Source organism: Escherichia sp. E4742 (assembly GCF_005843885.1).
Taxonomy (GTDB): domain Bacteria; phylum Pseudomonadota; class Gammaproteobacteria; order Enterobacterales; family Enterobacteriaceae; genus Escherichia.
This window is the reverse complement of the sequence record NZ_CP040443.1, coordinates 1319442-1336220: the sequence shown is the minus strand read 5'-3', so window position 1 is coordinate 1336220 and position 16779 is coordinate 1319442. Positions and strand designations below refer to the sequence as shown.

Genomic DNA, 16779 nt, shown 5'->3' with positions numbered 1-16779 from the left:
TACGGGGTGTGTAGGCTGGATAAGGCGTTCACGCCGCATCCGGCGGTTGGTACACGATGCCTGATGCGATGCTGGCGCATCTTATCAGGCCTACGGGGTGTATAGGCTGGATAAGGCGTTCACGCCGCATCCAGCGGTTGGAGCACGATGCCAGATGCGATGTTGGCGCATCTTATCAGGCCTACGGGGTGTGTAGGCTGGATAAGGCGTTCACGCCGCATCCGGCGGTTGGTACACGATGCCTGATGCGATGCTGACGCATCTTATCAGGCCTACGGGGTATGTAGGTGGATAAGGCGTTCACGCCGCATCCGGCAATCGGTGATTAATCCAGTTGCGTAATATCAAACGCGGCGCGGTCGATCACCGCAATGATCTTTTTTATCTGCGCGTCGCTGATGTCGCTCTGATTGACGCGTAAATCCAACACCGCTTTAAAATTATCCAGCGCTCGCTTCATTTGCGGGTTTTGGCGCAGCGCCGCACCAACGCAACGCGCTTTGATGCGTTCTTCAATCATCTCCAGCTGTTCGCGGTTTTCTTCCAGCCACTGCGCGCCTTGTTCGGTCAACGCAATCTGCTTTTTGCCGCCTTCCTCTTCGCGGATGGTAATCAGCGACTGCTCCTGCAGAAAATCCAGCGTCGGGTAGATGACGCCTGGGCTTGGGGTGTAATTCCCCTGGGTCAGATTCTCAATCGCTTTAATCAACTCGTAACCGTGGCTGTCATCGCGCGAGAGAATATCCAGAATCACCAGGCGCAATTCACCGTGACCAAAGAAACGCTGCCGACGACCGCCGCCGCGACCGTGGCGACCACCACAGCATTGACCGTGTTCATGCTGGTGACCGTGCCCACAGTGCTCGTGTTCTGACTTCTCACCTTTGCAGCAGCCTTCATGGCGTGGCTGGCCTTCATGTTTACAACACCCTTCGTGATGATGGCTCATATCAGCCTCCTTTTGCTCAATTAGATATATCTAATTTATATCTGATCTGAGTATTCTTGCAAGTATAAAAATGATTTTTAAACGCAGACGCACGTCACATCCAGGCCGGACAAGGCGTTCACGCCGCATCCGGCATTGAGCGATGACGCCTGAGAGAAGGCTACTTGTCTTATCAGATTATAGATATATCAGTTATACAAATCGCTTGCATTTATCATGATTAACAATCATTATCATTTGCGAAAATTATTTAGATATATCTGATTACTATCAAGAAGGCGATAACAATGAATAACTCCCCCCGCTACCCGCAGCGCGTTCGCAATGATCTGCGCTTCCGTGAACTGACTGTGTTACGCGTTGAGCGCATCAGCGCCGGTTTTCAGCGCATTGTCCTCGGCGGCGAGGCGCTGGACGGCTTTACGTCGCGCGGCTTTGACGATCACTGCAAACTCTTCTTTCCTCAATCTGACGCTCACTTTGTGCCGCCAACGGTAACGGAAGAGGGGATCGTCTGGCCGGAAGGACCACGCCCACCGTCGCGTGACTATACGCCGCTGTATGACGAACAACGCCATGAACTGGCGATCGATTTCTTTATTCACGACGGTGGGGTCGCCAGCGGCTGGGCGATGCAGGCGCAACCGGGCGATAAACTCACGGTGGCAGGTCCGCGCGGTTCGCTGGTGGTGCCAGAGGATTACGCGTATCAGCTGTATGTTTGCGATGAGTCCGGGATGCCCGCACTACGCCGCCGCCTGGAAACGTTGAGCAAACATGCTGCTAAACCGCAAGTTACCGCGCTGGTCAGCGTGCGGGATAACGCCTGTCAGGATTATCTCGCGCACCTTGATGGTTTTAATATCGAATGGTTGGCGCATGATGAGCAGGCGGTAGATGCGCGTCTGGCGCAGATGCAAATCCCTGCCGATGATTACTTCATCTGGATAACCGGCGAAGGGAAGGTGGTGAAGAATTTAAGCCGCCGCTTTGAAGCGGAACAGTATGATCCTCAACGGGTACGCGCAGCGGCTTACTGGCACGCAAAGTAATTGATATATGAAAAGAAAAAGGCTGACGATTTCTCGTCAGCCTTTGCTATGTCTGGTGGCCCCTGCTGGACTTGAACCAGCGACCAAGCGATTATGAGTCGCCTGCTCTAACCACTGAGCTAAGGGGCCATGGTAGCGGATTATAAAGTAACTCCGTGCCGCGATCCAGCCATTACCGCGCGGCTGCTGTTTTTATAAACAATGTGTTTTCAATTCGTTATACTTCCTGCGGGTTGTGTTGTTCAGGAGTTAATATGGTTGACGATATTCTTGCGCCAGGATTGCGTGTGGTGTTTTGTGGCATCAATCCGGGTCTTTCTTCCGCAGAGTCTGGCTTTCCGTTTGCCCATCCGGCGAATCGCTTCTGGAAGGTGATTTATCAGGCCGGATTTACCGACCGTCAGTTGAAGCCGCAGGAGGCGCAGCATTTGCTGGATTATCGTTGTGGAGTGACCAAACTGGTAGACCGTCCAACGGTGCAAGCCAATGAAGTGTCAAAGCAGGAGCTGCACGCAGGCGGGCGTAAGCTGATTGAAAAAATTGAAGATTATCAGCCTCAGGCGTTGGCGATTCTGGGCAAACAGGCCTATGAGCAGGGATTCAGCCAGCGCGGCGCACAGTGGGGGAAACAAACGCTCACCATTGGTTCGACGCAGATTTGGGTACTGCCAAATCCCAGCGGTTTAAGTCGCGTTTCTCTGGAAAAGCTGGTGGAGGCGTATCGGGAACTGGACCAGGCACTGGTGGTGCGTGGGCGATAAAAAACGCCACCGAAAATGTGGCGTTTGTGCAAAGGGACAAGTGCCGGATGCGGCGTAAACGCCTTATCCGGCTACCGATTAATCGTCCAGGAAGCTACGCAGTACTTCAGAACGGCTCGGGTGACGCAGTTTACGCAGCGCCTTCGCCTCGATCTGACGGATACGTTCACGGGTAACGTCGAACTGTTTACCCACTTCTTCCAGCGTGTGGTCGGTGTTCATGTCGATACCAAAACGCATACGCAGAACTTTCGCTTCACGCGCGGTCAGGCCAGCCAGCACGTCGTGCGTTGCCGCACGCAGGCTTTCGGTGGTCGCAGAATCCAGCGGCAGCTCGAGGGTAGTATCCTCGATGAAATCCCCCAGATGCGAATCTTCATCATCACCGATCGGCGTTTCCATGGAGATTGGCTCTTTGGCGATCTTCAGCACTTTGCGGATCTTATCTTCCGGCATCAGCATACGTTCAGCCAGCTCTTCCGGCGTCGGTTCGCGGCCCATCTCTTGCAGCATCTGGCGAGAAATACGGTTGAGCTTGTTGATGGTCTCAATCATATGCACTGGAATACGGATGGTGCGTGCCTGATCCGCGATAGAGCGGGTGATCGCCTGACGGATCCACCAGGTTGCGTAGGTGGAGAACTTGTAACCACGACGGTATTCGAACTTATCAACCGCTTTCATCAGACCGATGTTGCCTTCCTGAATCAGATCGAGGAACTGCAAGCCACGGTTGGTGTATTTCTTAGCGATAGAAATAACCAGACGTAAGTTCGCTTCAACCATCTCTTTCTTCGCACGGCGGGCTTTTGCTTCACCGATGGACATGCGACGGTTGATATCTTTAACCTGCTCGATGGTCAGGCCGGTTTCTTCTTCAATCTGTTGCAGTTTCTGCAGAGCGCGATGTACTTCTTCAGAGACATCGTGCAGTTTTTCCGACCACGGCTTGTTCATCGCAATTGCCGCATTGAACCAGGTATCGCTGGTTTCATTGCCGGTAAACAGGGTGATGAAGTTTTTCTTCGGCATTTTGCACTGCTCAACGCAGAGCTTCATGATCAGACGTTCTTGCGTACGAACGCGGTCCATCATGACGCGCATGCTGTTGACCAGGTAGTCAAACTGCTTCGGCACCAGGCGGAACTGTTTGAACACTTCAGACAGTTTCAGGATCTCTTCCTGGGCGGCTGCATGGCTACGGCCTTTCGCTTTGATGGTGTCACGCGTTACAACGTACTGAGCGCGCAGTTCAGCAAATTTTTCACGAGCCAGTTCCGGGTCGATGCTGTTGTCATCGTCGGCGGTATCGTCGTCAGCATCTTCTTCGTCTTCATCTTCGTCATCGTCCAGATCTTCCTGGGAAAGCTCTGAACCGACGTGAGTGGCGGTTGGTGCCAGATCTTCTTCTGCGTTCGGGTCAACAAAGCCGGTGATCAGATCGGACAGACGCGCTTCTTCTGCTTCCACACGATCGTACTGTTCCAGCAGATAGGTGATCGCTTCCGGGTATTCAGCAACGGAGCATTGAACCTGGTTGATCCCGTCTTCAATACGTTTAGCGATGTCAATTTCGCCTTCGCGGGTCAACAGTTCAACGGTGCCCATTTCACGCATGTACATGCGTACCGGGTCAGTCGTGCGCCCGATTTCAGATTCCACGCTGGAAAGCACCTGCGCGGCGGCTTCGGCAGCATCTTCGTCCGCGGTGTTTTCAGCCAGCATCAGATCATCGGCATCCGGCGCTTCTTCCATCACCTGAATGCCCATGTCGTTGATCATTTGGATGATGTCTTCGATCTGATCTGAATCGACGATATCTTCCGGCAGATGGTCATTGACCTCGGCATAGGTCAGATAGCCTTGCTCCTTACCACGGGTGACAAGAAGTTTCAGCTGTGACTGCGGGTTTTGCTCCATAAGACGGTATCCACACTTATTTCATGAGGTTGGTGTTGGGCGATTGACCCGATGTCCTTCAGGTGTTAACGCTGAAATCCAACGGCTGTTTACCGCCAACGATAATTACGAGGGCGTACTTATATATTTGCCGCTGCCTCTCAGTGCGGCTGTCGGGGGCTTCCCGATCGCTATTCGGCACTTAAGCCGTTAAATCACTTTTTCGCCAGTTCCTGGTTCAATGTCCAGAGTTCCAGGCGTTCTTCGTTGCTTAAACCATGCGTGCGCTCACGAGCGATTAACTCTTCCTGACGCAGTTCAAGCAGCGAATCAAACATATGGTTGAGTGAGTCGGTGAAGGTTTGCTCAGCAATATTCCTATCTGCTATATCGTCCCACATCGACAGTTTTTCAAGGGTGGCAGCATTATTTGTACCACGATAGTGCTCTAAAAGTTGCCCGGTGGTCAGACCTGGCTGAGAGAGACAAGTGTTGACCAGTTCTCTGAATAAGCCAAGTCCAGGGAGCTTATTTTCATCCAGATTCTCAAGCGGCGGGACCAACGTCGCTAATTCCGGATTTTGCACCAGCAACCCTATAAGTATACGCATGGTCGTGCGTTTTAGCTGCGGAACAGGGCGAGAAACGCCACTCTCTGCCGCTTTTGGCATTAATCGTTCAAGCTGGCTGTCATCAAGTATGCCTAACTTATTGCCTAATTCCTGACGAAGATATATTCGCAGCGTTTCGCCCGGCACCTGCGATATCAATGGCAGTGCCAGCGTACTCAAACGCGCGCGCCCGTCTGGGGTGCTCAGATCAACTTGCGGCATCAGGCTGTTAAACAGAAATGCGGAGAGCGGCATCGCCTGCTCCATCCGCGCTTCAAACGCCTCTTTACCTTCTTTGCGCACCAGCGTGTCAGGGTCTTCGCCATCAGGCAAAAACATAAAACGTAGCTGACGACCGTCTGTCATGTAAGGCAGCGCCGTTTCCAGCGCTCGCCAGGCGGCATCGCGACCTGCGCGGTCACCGTCATAACAGCAAATGACATTGTTGGTTGCGCGGAACAACAGCTGTATGTGATCGGCAGTGGTTGACGTACCCAGCGACGCAACGGCGTAATTAATGCCGTATTGCGCCAGCGCCACTACGTCCATATAGCCTTCGACCACAAGCAGACGATTGGGTTCAGCGTTATCCTGCTGCGCTTCATAAAGACCGTAAAGCTGGCGGCCTTTATGGAAAATATCAGTTTCCGGCGAGTTCAGGTACTTGGGGGTATCGTTGCCCAGCACGCGCCCGCCAAAACCAATCACCCGACCGCGTTTATCGCGAATAGGGAACATCACCCGCTCGCGGAAACGATCGTAACTGCGACCCTGATCGTTAGTGACCAACATGCCCGCATCAATCAATGACTGACGATTTTCTGGATTGCCACCAAACCGTTTCAGGACGTTGTCCCAGCCGGGGGGCGCAAAACCAATCGCAAAGCGGGCGATAACCTCGTGGCTTAATCCGCGTTTTTCCAGATACTGGCGCGCAGACGTGGCAACAGGTTGCTGTAAAGATTGTTGGTAAAACGTATTCAGACCGTCCATCAACTGATAAAGCGTTTGCCGTTGATGGCGCTCGATCTGGCTGGGGCCGCTGCCTGCTTCAAAGGGCACTTCAAGATTGTGCATTGCTGCCAGCTCTTCGACCGTTTCGACGAACTCGAGCTTGTCGTAGTTCATCAGAAAGTCGATCGCGTTGCCGTGCGCGCCACATCCAAAGCAGTGGTAAAACTGTTTCTCACCGTTAACGGTGAATGACGGGGTTTTCTCGTTGTGGAATGGACAACACGCGTGAAAATTCTTGCCCTGCTTTTTCAGCTTCACACGGGCATCGATCAGATCGACGATGTCAGTGCGTGCCAGCAGATCATTAATGAATACGCGTGGGATTCGTCCAGCCATAGGCCCCGATTTTTAGCAATTCATAAACGAAAATAAGCCGCGCATTCCTTTCGGAAGCACGGCCTTACAACTACAACTCGGTCTGATCGGAGAGCAAAGCTCTCAGGGAATTAGTACAGACGAGTGCGGCGTGCGTTTTCGCGAGCCAGTTTCTTCGCGTGACGTTTCACTGCAGAAGCTTTAGCGCGCTTACGTTCGGTAGTCGGTTTTTCATAGAACTCACGACGACGAACTTCCGCCAGAACACCTGCTTTTTCGCAGGAACGCTTGAAGCGACGCAGAGCTACGTCGAACGGCTCGTTTTCACGTACTTTAATTACCGGCATGTGCCTCTCACCTTTGATTAATTCGGTTTGCCGCTGGCATCAACGCCAGCTTATTTCAAAATGGTGCGGAATTTTACTGCAATTGCTGCTGCTTTGTAAAGCACCGCGGCCTCTTTTGAAAGGGACTTTTATAAGGGTGGGGAGTATACACGAGGCTTTATCCAGGGGCGAACAAAGTTTTACATCAACCCGCATTGGTCCTACACTGCGCGGTAATAAAGCGAGGTAAAACAAGTCATGCGTGTACTGGGTATTGAAACTTCCTGCGATGAAACTGGCATCGCCATTTACGACGATGAAAAAGGTTTGTTAGCCAACCAATTGTATAGTCAGGTGAAATTGCACGCTGACTACGGCGGCGTTGTGCCTGAACTGGCCTCCCGCGATCACGTGCGTAAAACCGTACCGTTGATCCAGGCGGCGCTGAAGGAGTCTGGTTTAACGGCAAAAGACATTGACGCTGTGGCCTATACCGCAGGCCCAGGATTAGTCGGCGCGCTGCTGGTTGGCGCGACCGTGGGGCGTTCTCTGGCGTTTGCCTGGGATGTTCCGGCGATCCCGGTACACCATATGGAAGGGCATCTGTTAGCGCCAATGCTGGAAGATAACCCGCCGGAATTTCCGTTTGTCGCGCTGTTGGTTTCCGGCGGTCATACGCAGTTAATCAGCGTGACTGGCATTGGTCAGTACGAGCTGCTCGGCGAGTCTATCGATGATGCTGCTGGTGAAGCGTTTGATAAAACCGCAAAGCTGCTGGGGCTGGATTATCCAGGCGGACCGCTGCTGTCGAAAATGGCAGCGCAGGGTACAGCCGGACGCTTTGTCTTCCCGCGCCCGATGACCGACCGTCCGGGGCTGGATTTCAGCTTCTCTGGCCTGAAAACCTTCGCCGCGAACACGATTCGTGACAACGGCACCGACGACCAGACCCGTGCCGATATTGCCCGCGCCTTTGAAGATGCGGTGGTCGATACGCTGATGATTAAATGTAAGCGTGCGCTGGATCAGACTGGCTTCAAGCGGCTGGTAATGGCAGGTGGCGTGAGTGCTAACCGCACTCTGCGGGCGAAACTGGCGGAAATGATGAAAAAGCGTCGCGGCGAAGTGTTCTACGCGCGCCCGGAATTTTGTACTGATAACGGTGCGATGATCGCCTATGCCGGAATGGTGCGTTTTAAAGCAGGTGCGACTGCGGATCTTGGTGTCAGCGTGCGTCCGCGCTGGCCGCTGGCGGAGTTACCGGCTGCGTAAGACTATGATTCAGCCTGTGAAAAGGATAAGCACGGGCTGAAAAATCACTGCGGATCTTTTTCGCGCTTTCTTTTGAATTTCGTCCAGATTTTTGTCTCCTGGTGACGCCACAGACGCTGGATGTTGTCATGATGACGCAGCAGGATCAGGCAAGAGAGCATCGAAACCGGGAAGGTGAATTGTGGCTTGAACCACCAGACGTAAAATGGAGCAATCAGTGCGCTGACAATCGCCCCCAGCGACGAATATCCACTCAATAGCACGGTAAGCAGCCAGGTCCCCGCCATCACGCCCGTTAAATCCCAGCCGATCGGAGCAATAGCGCCAAAAGCGGTGGCAACGCCTTTTCCCCCTTTAAAACCGAAGAAAACGGGCCAGATGTGTCCAAGACAGGCGGCAATCGCAATTAATCCCAGCCAAAATGGGCTGACGCCTAATTCATATGCTCCCCAGACAGGCAACATACCTTTTAGAACGTCAAAGATCAGCACTGCTACGGCTGCTCCTTTGCCACCCATGCGTAAAACGTTGGTCGCGCCAGGATTACCGGAGCCGCTGGTTCGCGGGTCGGGCAAGCCACAAAGGCGGCAAACCAGAATGGCACTGGAAATGGAGCCGCAGAGGTACGCGATGAGGATCATTCCAGGCGCGATTGCACTCATAAGCTGTTCCGTTTTGAAAATTCGTGTTCAACGATGAATCTGTGGATAATACGCACATTTCGCCGGAAGTGGTATCCGGTTAGCCAAAAAGCAGGCAGGACGTGATGGATATTGTATTTATAGAGCAACTTTCGGTAATCACCACTATTGGTGTTTACGACTGGGAACAGACCATCGAACAGAAGCTGGTGTTCGATATCGAAATGGCGTGGGATAACCGTAAAGCGGCGAAAAGTGATGATGTGGCGGATTGCCTCAGTTACGCTGATATTGCAGAAACGGTGGTCAGCCACGTCGAGGGGGCGCGTTTTGCGCTGGTGGAACGCGTGGCGGAAGAGGTGGCGGAGCTGCTGTTAACTCGCTTTAATTCGCCGTGGGTTCGCATCAAACTTAGCAAGCCAGGCGCAGTGGCGCGGGCGGCGAATGTTGGCGTAATCATTGAGCGTGGCAATAATCTGAAAGAAAATAATTAATTTTACAGCTGTTAAACCAAACGGTTATAACCTGGTCATACTGCAGTAGTTCGGACAAGCGTTACATTTTTATAATTTAGGGGTTTATTGATGAGCGATATGCACTCGCTGCTGATAGCGGCAATATTGGGTGTGGTCGAAGGATTGACAGAATTTCTGCCGGTATCCAGCACGGGCCATATGATTATTGTCGGTCACTTGTTGGGGTTTGAGGGCGACACGGCGAAAACCTTTGAAGTTGTGATCCAGTTAGGATCGATTTTGGCTGTGGTTGTCATGTTCTGGCGGCGTCTGTTTGGTTTGATTGGCATTCATTTTGGCCGTCCGTTGCAGCGCGAAGGAGAAAGCAAAGGGCGTTTAACGCTGATCCACATTTTGCTGGGGATGATCCCGGCGGTGGTGTTGGGACTTTTATTCCACGATACGATTAAGTCGTTGTTTAACCCGATAAATGTGATGTATGCGCTGGTCGTTGGCGGTCTATTGCTGATTGCCGCTGAATGCCTGAAGCCGAAAGAGCCGCGTGCGCCGGGTCTGGATGATATGACCTATCGCCAGGCGTTTATGATTGGCTGCTTCCAGTGTCTGGCGCTGTGGCCGGGTTTCTCCCGTTCCGGGGCAACTATTTCCGGTGGGATGCTGATGGGCGTGAGCCGTTACGCAGCTTCTGAGTTCTCGTTCCTGCTGGCGGTGCCGATGATGATGGGCGCAACGGCGCTCGATCTCTACAAAAGCTGGGGCTTCCTGACAACCGGCGATATCCCGATGTTTGCCGTTGGGTTTATCACCGCCTTTGTGGTGGCGCTGATTGCGATTAAAACCTTCCTGCAGCTGATTAAGCGCATTTCGTTTATTCCGTTCGCCATTTATCGCTTTATTGTGGCGGCTGCGGTGTATGTAGTGTTCTTTTGATGTGAAGAATAGTGTCGGATGCCTGGAATTGTCTACGATAGCGTAGGCCAGAGAAGGCGTTCACACCGCATCCGGCAATCAATGCCTGATGCGACGCTGGCGCGTCTTATCAGGCCTACTACCGTCGTTGACATGTAGCCGGATAAGGCGTTTACGCCGCATCCGGCAAAATGACCAATACTTACTCAGGTTTTGGACAACGTTGTTCCTTCCAGCTGGCTACCGCTGCGATCCGGCGGCGGGTCAGCTCTTCGCGAATCTCCACACCTTTAAATCCTGCTTCAACGACGGCTTTTGTCGGCACTGACTGCGCCACTTCCCAGGCTTCGCGCAACCAGCGGCCTTGCGGGTAGTCCGCCGATTCAAAACCGGTTCTGCCGCGCACGTCTGCTTCGCTGGTCAGCGCCAGTTGCTCTACACGTTGCGGCTTACGCCAGGCGTCAATGGAATCAAACAATTTAACAATGGTTTTCGGGTTCAGCATTGGGAAGGTGTGGATGAGATCGTGAAACTCAGCCACCAGTTTGGCTAAATCGCGAATTTCATTTGGCACACGCAGACGCTGGCACAGTTGTTCCACTAACTTCACACCCGCCGGGCCGTGACCGTGATGACGTGGCCAAAGCTCCGGCGGCGTCAGCCCTTTACCGAGATCGTGGCATAACGTCGCGAAACGGACATCGACCTGTGGACTTAGCATCGCCGCCATGGAGAGCGTCATTAAGGTATGAATCCCGGTGTCGATTTCCGGATGCCATTTGGCGGGGGCCGGAACGCCGAACAGGGCGTCAATTTCCGGGAATAAAACGAGCAGTGCGCCGCAATCGCGCAGCACCTGGAAGAACACTTGTGGATTGCGGGTGGTGAGGGCGCTTTCCGTCTCTTTCCACACCCGTTCAGGCGTAAGATGTTCCAGTTCGCCCGCGTGGGTCATCTCGCGCATCAGCGCCAGGGTTTCATCAGCAATACGAAAACCAAGGTGGGCATAACGCGCAGCAAAACGCGCTACGCGCAGCACGCGTAGCGGATCCTCGCCAAAAGCAGGGGAAACATGGCGTAACAGACGATTTTGCAGATCGCCCAGACCGTTGTACGGGTCGATAATCTCACCGTTATCGTCCTGGGCCAGCGCATTAATGGTCAGATCGCGACGCTTAAGATCATCTTCCAGCGTGACATCCGGTGCGGCATAGCAGGTAAAACCGGTGTAACCGGAGCCGGATTTCCGTTCGGTACGTGCCAGCGCATACTCTTCATGCGTTTGCGGATGCAGAAAAACAGGAAAATCGCGGCCTACCTGCTGGTAGCCCGCGTCGAGCATCTCCTGTGGCGTACTGCCGACTACCACCCAATCTCTGTCTTTGACCGGTAGCCCTAACAATGCATCCCGAACCGCACCACCGACCAGATAAATCTTCACGCCATCTTCCCTTCGTCAAATACACAATTCCTAATAATAAGACAGTGCAACGAAGAAGGCGATTTAGTTCATCCAGCGATCTTTGCGTTTGCGCGTTGGGATCAGATGCGGCAATACCAGTCCGAGCAGCAATCCAAGCCCAAGCACGCCGCCGCCATACATAAACCACTGCATGATGATGGTGCGTTGTTTGTCATCCAGCTGAACGCTGGCGGCATCGACTTTTTTCTGCGCGACAATTAGTTCGTTTTTCAGCTTCTGATTTTCTTCTTTTAACCCGTTGATCACGCTGTCGCTCTGCGCCACTTTTTGCTGCATTTCTGCCGTGCGCTGATTCCAGGTGTTATCGATATTGGTGAGCTTATCGGTCAGGGTTCTGACCTGATTTTCCAGATCTGGCACCCGGGAGCGCAGGCTTGGCTCAGTGCTAAGTTGCTTCAACGGAATCCAGGCAGTTCGGCCAGAGCTGTCTTTTACCTGGGCATAATTGGTGTTGGCGTCAGTTTGTAATAAGGTTACTTCCTCGCCCGCGTTAACTGTGCCCACGAGGCGATAATTATCCCCCGGACCGCTGCGGACCCAGGTGTTCAGTTCGTCAGAAACATAGCGCTTTTCTTCGGCGTGCGAGACGGCAGTGGCGCTAAGTGCAAGTATAGTTAATCCGATCAGGCGTAATTTTGGCATCAGGCTGTCGTTATTGTCTGGGAAAAGTGGAACGATAGTAGTGGCATCAGTGTCGCTACGCAAAGCATTCGCTATCAATCGGAATCCTCTGTGTCAGGTCTTGCCACAGCTTCAATCTTTTACGCCCGTCAAATTGCCCGTTGCATGGCAATTTGGCGCAAAATACTATCTACTGACAAAAAAGATCGCATTAAGTTCGCCGTTCATCGTCACTAATGTGACATAACCGGATAAGTAAAGGCCATGGCTCAGGAAATCGAATTAAAGTTTATTGTTAATCACAGTGCCGTTGAGGCGTTGCGTGACCATCTCAATACGCTGGGCGGCGAGCACCATGACCCCGTGCAGTTGCTGAATATTTACTACGAAACGCCGGATAACTGGCTGCGTGGGCACGATATGGGCTTGCGTATTCGTGGCGAAAATGGTCGCTATGAAATGACGATGAAAGTCGCCGGGCGAGTGACTGGCGGTTTACACCAGCGCCCGGAATATAACGTGGCGTTGAGAGAACCGACGCTCGACCTGGCGCAGTTGCCGACGGAAGTCTGGCCGAACGGCGAGTTACCTGCCGATCTCGCTTCCCGCGTTCAACCGCTGTTCAGCACCGATTTTTATCGCGAAAAATGGCTGGTGGAGATCGATGGCAGTCAGATTGAAATCGCCCTCGATCAGGGCGAGGTGAAAGCCGGAGAATTTGCTGAACCTATCTGCGAGCTGGAACTGGAACTACTTAGCGGCGAAACGCGCGCGGTGCTGAAACTGGCAAACCAACTGGTATCGCAAACTGGTTTACGCCAGGGCAGCCTGAGCAAAGCGGCGCGCGGCTATCATCTGGCGCAGGGCAATCCCGCGCGTGAAATCAAACCCACCACCATTTTGCATGTTGCGGCAAAAGCCGATGTGGAACAGGGACTGGAAGCGGCGCTGGAGCTGGCGTTAGCGCAATGGCAGTACCATGAAGAGCTGTGGGTACGCGGCAACGATGCGGCGAAAGAGCAGGTGCTGGCAGCCATTGGTCTTGTTCGCCATACGCTGATGCTGTTCGGTGGTATCGTGCCGCGTAAAGCGAGCACTCACTTACGTGATCTGCTGACTCAATGCGAGGCAACCATTGCTTCTGCGGTTTCTGCCGTGACGGCGGTCTATTCTACCGAAACGGCAATGGCGAAACTGGCGTTGACCGAATGGCTGGTAAGCAAAGCCTGGCAGCCGTTTTTAGATGCCAAAGCGCAGGGCAAAATCAGCGATTCCTTTAAGCGCTTTGCCGATATCCATCTTTCCCGCCATGCCGCTGAACTGAAAAGCGTTTTTTGCCAGCCGCTGGGCGATCGCTATCGTGACCAGTTGCCACGCCTGACACGTGACATTGACTCAATACTGTTGCTGGCGGGTTACTACGATCCTGTCGTCGCGCAAGCCTGGCTGGAGAACTGGCAGGGGCTGCATCACGCTATTGCGACCGGGCAACGCATTGAAATTGAACATTTCCGTAATGAGGCAAACAATCAGGAACCGTTCTGGTTGCACAGCGGAAAACGTTAATCAGGCAAGGATAAAATCGCTTATGAAGCCGCTCTCTTCACCGTTACAGCAGTACTGGCAGACCGTTGTTGAGCGGCTGCCAGCGCCTTTAGCCGAGGAATTACTTAGCGCACAGGCGAAGTCAGTACTTACTTTTAGTGATTTTGTGCAGGATAGCGTAATTGCGCATCCAGAGTGGCTGACGGAGTTGGAAAGCGAGCCGCCACAAGCCGATGAGTGGCAGTATTACGGCGAGTGGTTACAGGAGGCGCTCAGTAACGTGAGTGACGAGGCTGGGTTAATGCGTGAACTGCGGCTGTTCCGGCGGCGCATTATGGTACGTATCGCCTGGGCGCAAACGCTGGCGCTGGTTACTGAAGAGAGCATATTGCAGCAGCTCAGCCATCTGGCGGAGACGCTGATTGTCGCGGCGCGCGACTGGCTGTATGACGCATGCTGCCGCGAGTGGGGAACGCCGTGTAATGCGCAGGGCGAAGCGCAACCGCTGCTGATTTTAGGCATGGGTAAGCTGGGCGGCGGGGAACTGAATTTCTCCTCAGATATCGATCTGATTTTTGCCTGGCCAGAGCATGGTTGCACGCAGGGCGGACGCCGGGAACTGGACAACGCTCAGTTCTTTACCCGCATGGGGCAGCGGCTGATTAAAGTGCTGGATCAACCGACGCAAGATGGTTTTGTCTATCGCGTGGATATGCGTCTGCGTCCGTTTGGCGAAAGCGGCCCGCTGGTGCTGAGCTTTGCAGCGCTGGAAGATTATTACCAGGAGCAGGGGCGTGACTGGGAGCGTTACGCGATGGTCAAGGCGCGGATTATGGGCGATAGCGACGGCGCTTATGCTAACGAATTGCGTTCGATGCTGCGCCCGTTTGTTTTCCGCCGTTACATCGATTTCAGCGTGATTCAGTCGCTACGCAACATGAAGGGAATGATTGCTCGTGAAGTGCGTCGCCGCGGCCTCACTGACAACATCAAACTTGGCGCAGGTGGCATTCGCGAAATTGAATTTATCGTCCAGGTGTTTCAGCTTATTCGCGGTGGGCGCGAGCCGTCGCTGCAATCGCGTTCATTATTGCCTACCCTCAACGCCATTGCGGCATTGCATCTGCTCTCTGAGAATGATGCCGAACAATTGCGAGTGGCGTATCTGTTCCTGCGGCGTCTGGAAAACCTGCTGCAAAGCATTAATGACGAACAAACCCAGACGCTTCCTGCAGATGAGCTTAACCGTGCGCGGCTGGCGTGGGGGATGGAGTTCGCTGACTGGCAGCAACTGACCGGAGCGCTGGCCGGACATATGGCCAATGTGCGTCGGGTATTTAACGATCTGATTGGTGACGACGAAAGCGAAACTCAGGAAGAGTCGCTGTCGGAACAGTGGCGTGAGCTGTGGCAGGATGCATTGCAGGAAGATGACACCACGCCAGTGTTGGCGCATCTTAGAGAAGATGTTCGCAAACAGGTGCTGATGCTGATTGCCGATTTCCGCAAAGATCTGGATAAGCGCACTATTGGGCCGCGCGGACGTCAGGTGCTCGACCATCTGATGCCGCATTTGTTAAGTGACGTATGCGCGCGTGAAGACGCTGCTGTCACGCTGTCGCGCATTACCGCCTTGCTGGTGGGGATTGTTACCCGCACCACCTATTTAGAATTGCTCAGTGAATTCCCCGCGGCGCTTAAGCATTTGATTTCTCTGTGTGCCGCATCGCCGATGATTGCCAGTCAACTGGCGCGTTATCCATTATTGCTGGATGAACTGCTCGATCCGAACACCCTCTACCAGCCGACAGCGACGGATGCCTATCGCGACGAATTGCGCCAATATTTACTGCGCGTGCCAGAAGATGACGAAGAACAACAACTTGAGGCGCTGCGTCAGTTTAAACAGGCGCAACTGTTACGCATCGCCGCAGCGGATATTGCTGGTACGCTACCGGTAATGAAAGTGAGCGATCACTTAACCTGGTTGGCAGAAGCCATGATAGATGCCGTCGTTCAGCAGGCGTGGGTTCAAATGGTCGCCCGTTACGGAAAACCGACCCACCTGAACGAACGTGAAGGTCGCGGCTTTGCGGTGGTTGGCTACGGTAAGCTGGGCGGTTGGGAGCTGGGATATAGTTCTGATCTTGACCTGATCTTCCTCCATGATTGCCCGATGGATGTAATGACGGACGGCGAGCGGGAAATCGACGGGCGGCAGTTTTACCTGCGTCTGGCACAACGCATTATGCACTTGTTCAGCACGCGCACATCTTCCGGTATTTTGTACGAAGTGGATGCACGGCTACGCCCGTCCGGGGCGGCGGGAATGCTGGTTACTTCCGCGGAAGCGTTTGCCGATTATCAGAGAAACGAGGCCTGGACGTGGGAACATCAGGCGCTGGTACGTGCTCGCGTGGTATATGGTGATCCACAATTGACCGCGCAATTTGACGCAGTACGCCGGGAGATTATGACGCTGCCGCGTGAAGGCAAAACTTTACAGACAGAAGTGCGGGAAATGCGCGAGAAAATGCGCGCCCATCTCGGCAATAAACATCGCGATCGCTTTGATATCAAAGCCGATGAAGGCGGAATTACCGATATCGAATTTATTACCCAATATCTGGTGTTGCGCTACGCCCATGAAAAACCGAAGTTAACGCGCTGGTCAGACAACGTGCGCATTCTGGAACTGTTGGCGCAAAACGACATTATGGAAGAGCAGGAAGCGATGGCGCTGAGCCGTGTTTACACTACGCTGCGCGATGAACTTCATCATCTGGCATTACAAGAGTTGCCGGGCCATGTGCCGGAGGATTACTTCACCGCAGAGCGTGAACTGGTGCGGGCAAGCTGGCAGAAGTGGCTGGTGGAGGAATGAAATATGGTATTATCGCGCGCA

General features: G+C 53.4%; 14 protein-coding genes and 1 tRNA gene. 7 read left to right on the top strand and 8 right to left on the bottom strand.

Features of this window, described 5'->3' with window-relative positions:
- Positions 1 to 325 precede the first annotated feature (325 nt).
- Complete coding sequence (gene nfeR, locus FEM44_RS06410; protein ID WP_135523980.1) at positions 326 to 949, bottom strand: DNA-binding transcriptional regulator NfeR; 624 nt, start codon at positions 947 to 949, stop codon at positions 326 to 328.
- Positions 950 to 1236: 287 nt separating this feature from the next.
- Between nfeR and nfeF the strand changes: the two genes are divergently transcribed.
- Positions 1237 to 2001, top strand: a complete 765-nt coding sequence (gene nfeF / locus FEM44_RS06405) for an NADPH-dependent ferric chelate reductase NfeF (protein WP_135523981.1) — start codon at positions 1237 to 1239, stop codon at positions 1999 to 2001.
- Positions 2002 to 2054: 53 nt separating this feature from the next.
- On the opposite strand, the gene FEM44_RS06400 is transcribed toward nfeF, so the two are convergent.
- Positions 2055 to 2130, bottom strand: a tRNA-Ile gene (locus tag FEM44_RS06400).
- Between the two features lie 125 nt (positions 2131 to 2255).
- Between FEM44_RS06400 and mug the strand changes: the two genes are divergently transcribed.
- Positions 2256 to 2762, top strand: a complete 507-nt coding sequence (gene mug / locus FEM44_RS06395; RefSeq protein ID WP_000227303.1) for a G/U mismatch-specific DNA glycosylase — start codon at positions 2256 to 2258, stop codon at positions 2760 to 2762.
- A gap of 78 nt (positions 2763 to 2840) precedes the next feature.
- Here the strand turns inward: mug and rpoD are convergent, their stop codons facing one another.
- The 3 genes from rpoD to rpsU form a co-directional block, all read right to left on the bottom strand.
- Entirely contained in the window at positions 2841 to 4682 is a 1842-nt protein-coding gene (gene rpoD / locus FEM44_RS06390; protein ID WP_130223894.1) for an RNA polymerase sigma factor RpoD, read from the bottom strand.
- Positions 4683 to 4876: 194 nt separating this feature from the next.
- Complete coding sequence (gene dnaG, locus FEM44_RS06385; protein ID WP_000918828.1) at positions 4877 to 6622, bottom strand: DNA primase; 1746 nt, start codon at positions 6620 to 6622, stop codon at positions 4877 to 4879.
- A 110-nt stretch (positions 6623 to 6732) separates the two neighbouring features.
- On the bottom strand, positions 6733 to 6948 hold the full coding sequence (rpsU, locus tag FEM44_RS06380) for a 30S ribosomal protein S21 (RefSeq protein ID WP_001144069.1): 216 nt from the start codon (positions 6946 to 6948) through the stop codon (positions 6733 to 6735).
- Positions 6949 to 7185: 237 nt separating this feature from the next.
- Between rpsU and tsaD the strand changes: the two genes are divergently transcribed.
- Positions 7186 to 8199, top strand: coding sequence for a tRNA (adenosine(37)-N6)-threonylcarbamoyltransferase complex transferase subunit TsaD (tsaD, locus tag FEM44_RS06375; RefSeq protein ID WP_001264352.1), 1014 nt, complete (start codon positions 7186 to 7188; stop codon positions 8197 to 8199).
- Positions 8200 to 8243: 44 nt separating this feature from the next.
- Here tsaD and plsY read toward each other — a convergent pair whose 3' ends face one another.
- On the bottom strand, positions 8244 to 8861 hold the full coding sequence (plsY, locus tag FEM44_RS06370; RefSeq protein ID WP_135523982.1) for a glycerol-3-phosphate 1-O-acyltransferase PlsY: 618 nt from the start codon (positions 8859 to 8861) through the stop codon (positions 8244 to 8246).
- Positions 8862 to 8965: 104 nt separating this feature from the next.
- Between plsY and folB the strand changes: the two genes are divergently transcribed.
- Positions 8966 to 9334, top strand: a complete 369-nt coding sequence (gene folB / locus FEM44_RS06365) for a bifunctional dihydroneopterin aldolase/7,8-dihydroneopterin epimerase (protein WP_010347879.1) — start codon at positions 8966 to 8968, stop codon at positions 9332 to 9334.
- Between the two features lie 90 nt (positions 9335 to 9424).
- A complete protein-coding gene (bacA, locus tag FEM44_RS06360; RefSeq protein WP_135523983.1) occupies positions 9425 to 10246 on the top strand; it encodes an undecaprenyl-diphosphate phosphatase in 822 nt (273 codons plus the stop codon).
- Positions 10247 to 10427: 181 nt separating this feature from the next.
- Here the strand turns inward: bacA and cca are convergent, their stop codons facing one another.
- Together cca and FEM44_RS06350 are read right to left on the bottom strand one after the other, a co-directional pair.
- Entirely contained in the window at positions 10428 to 11666 is a 1239-nt protein-coding gene (gene cca / locus FEM44_RS06355) for a fused tRNA nucleotidyltransferase/2',3'-cyclic phosphodiesterase/2' nucleotidase/phosphatase Cca (RefSeq protein WP_135523984.1), read from the bottom strand.
- Between the two features lie 63 nt (positions 11667 to 11729).
- Positions 11730 to 12350 (bottom strand): TIGR04211 family SH3 domain-containing protein, encoded by a 621-nt coding sequence (locus tag FEM44_RS06350; protein ID WP_135524088.1) that lies wholly within the window; start codon positions 12348 to 12350, stop codon positions 11730 to 11732.
- 243 nt (positions 12351 to 12593) lie between these two features.
- Between FEM44_RS06350 and ygiF the strand changes: the two genes are divergently transcribed.
- Both ygiF and glnE read left to right on the top strand, forming a co-directional pair.
- Complete coding sequence (gene ygiF / locus FEM44_RS06345) at positions 12594 to 13895, top strand: inorganic triphosphatase (protein WP_135523985.1); 1302 nt, start codon at positions 12594 to 12596, stop codon at positions 13893 to 13895.
- 22 nt (positions 13896 to 13917) lie between these two features.
- Positions 13918 to 16758 (top strand): bifunctional [glutamate--ammonia ligase]-adenylyl-L-tyrosine phosphorylase/[glutamate--ammonia-ligase] adenylyltransferase, encoded by a 2841-nt coding sequence (gene glnE / locus FEM44_RS06340; RefSeq protein ID WP_135523986.1) that lies wholly within the window; start codon positions 13918 to 13920, stop codon positions 16756 to 16758.
- Positions 16759 to 16779 lie beyond the last annotated feature (21 nt).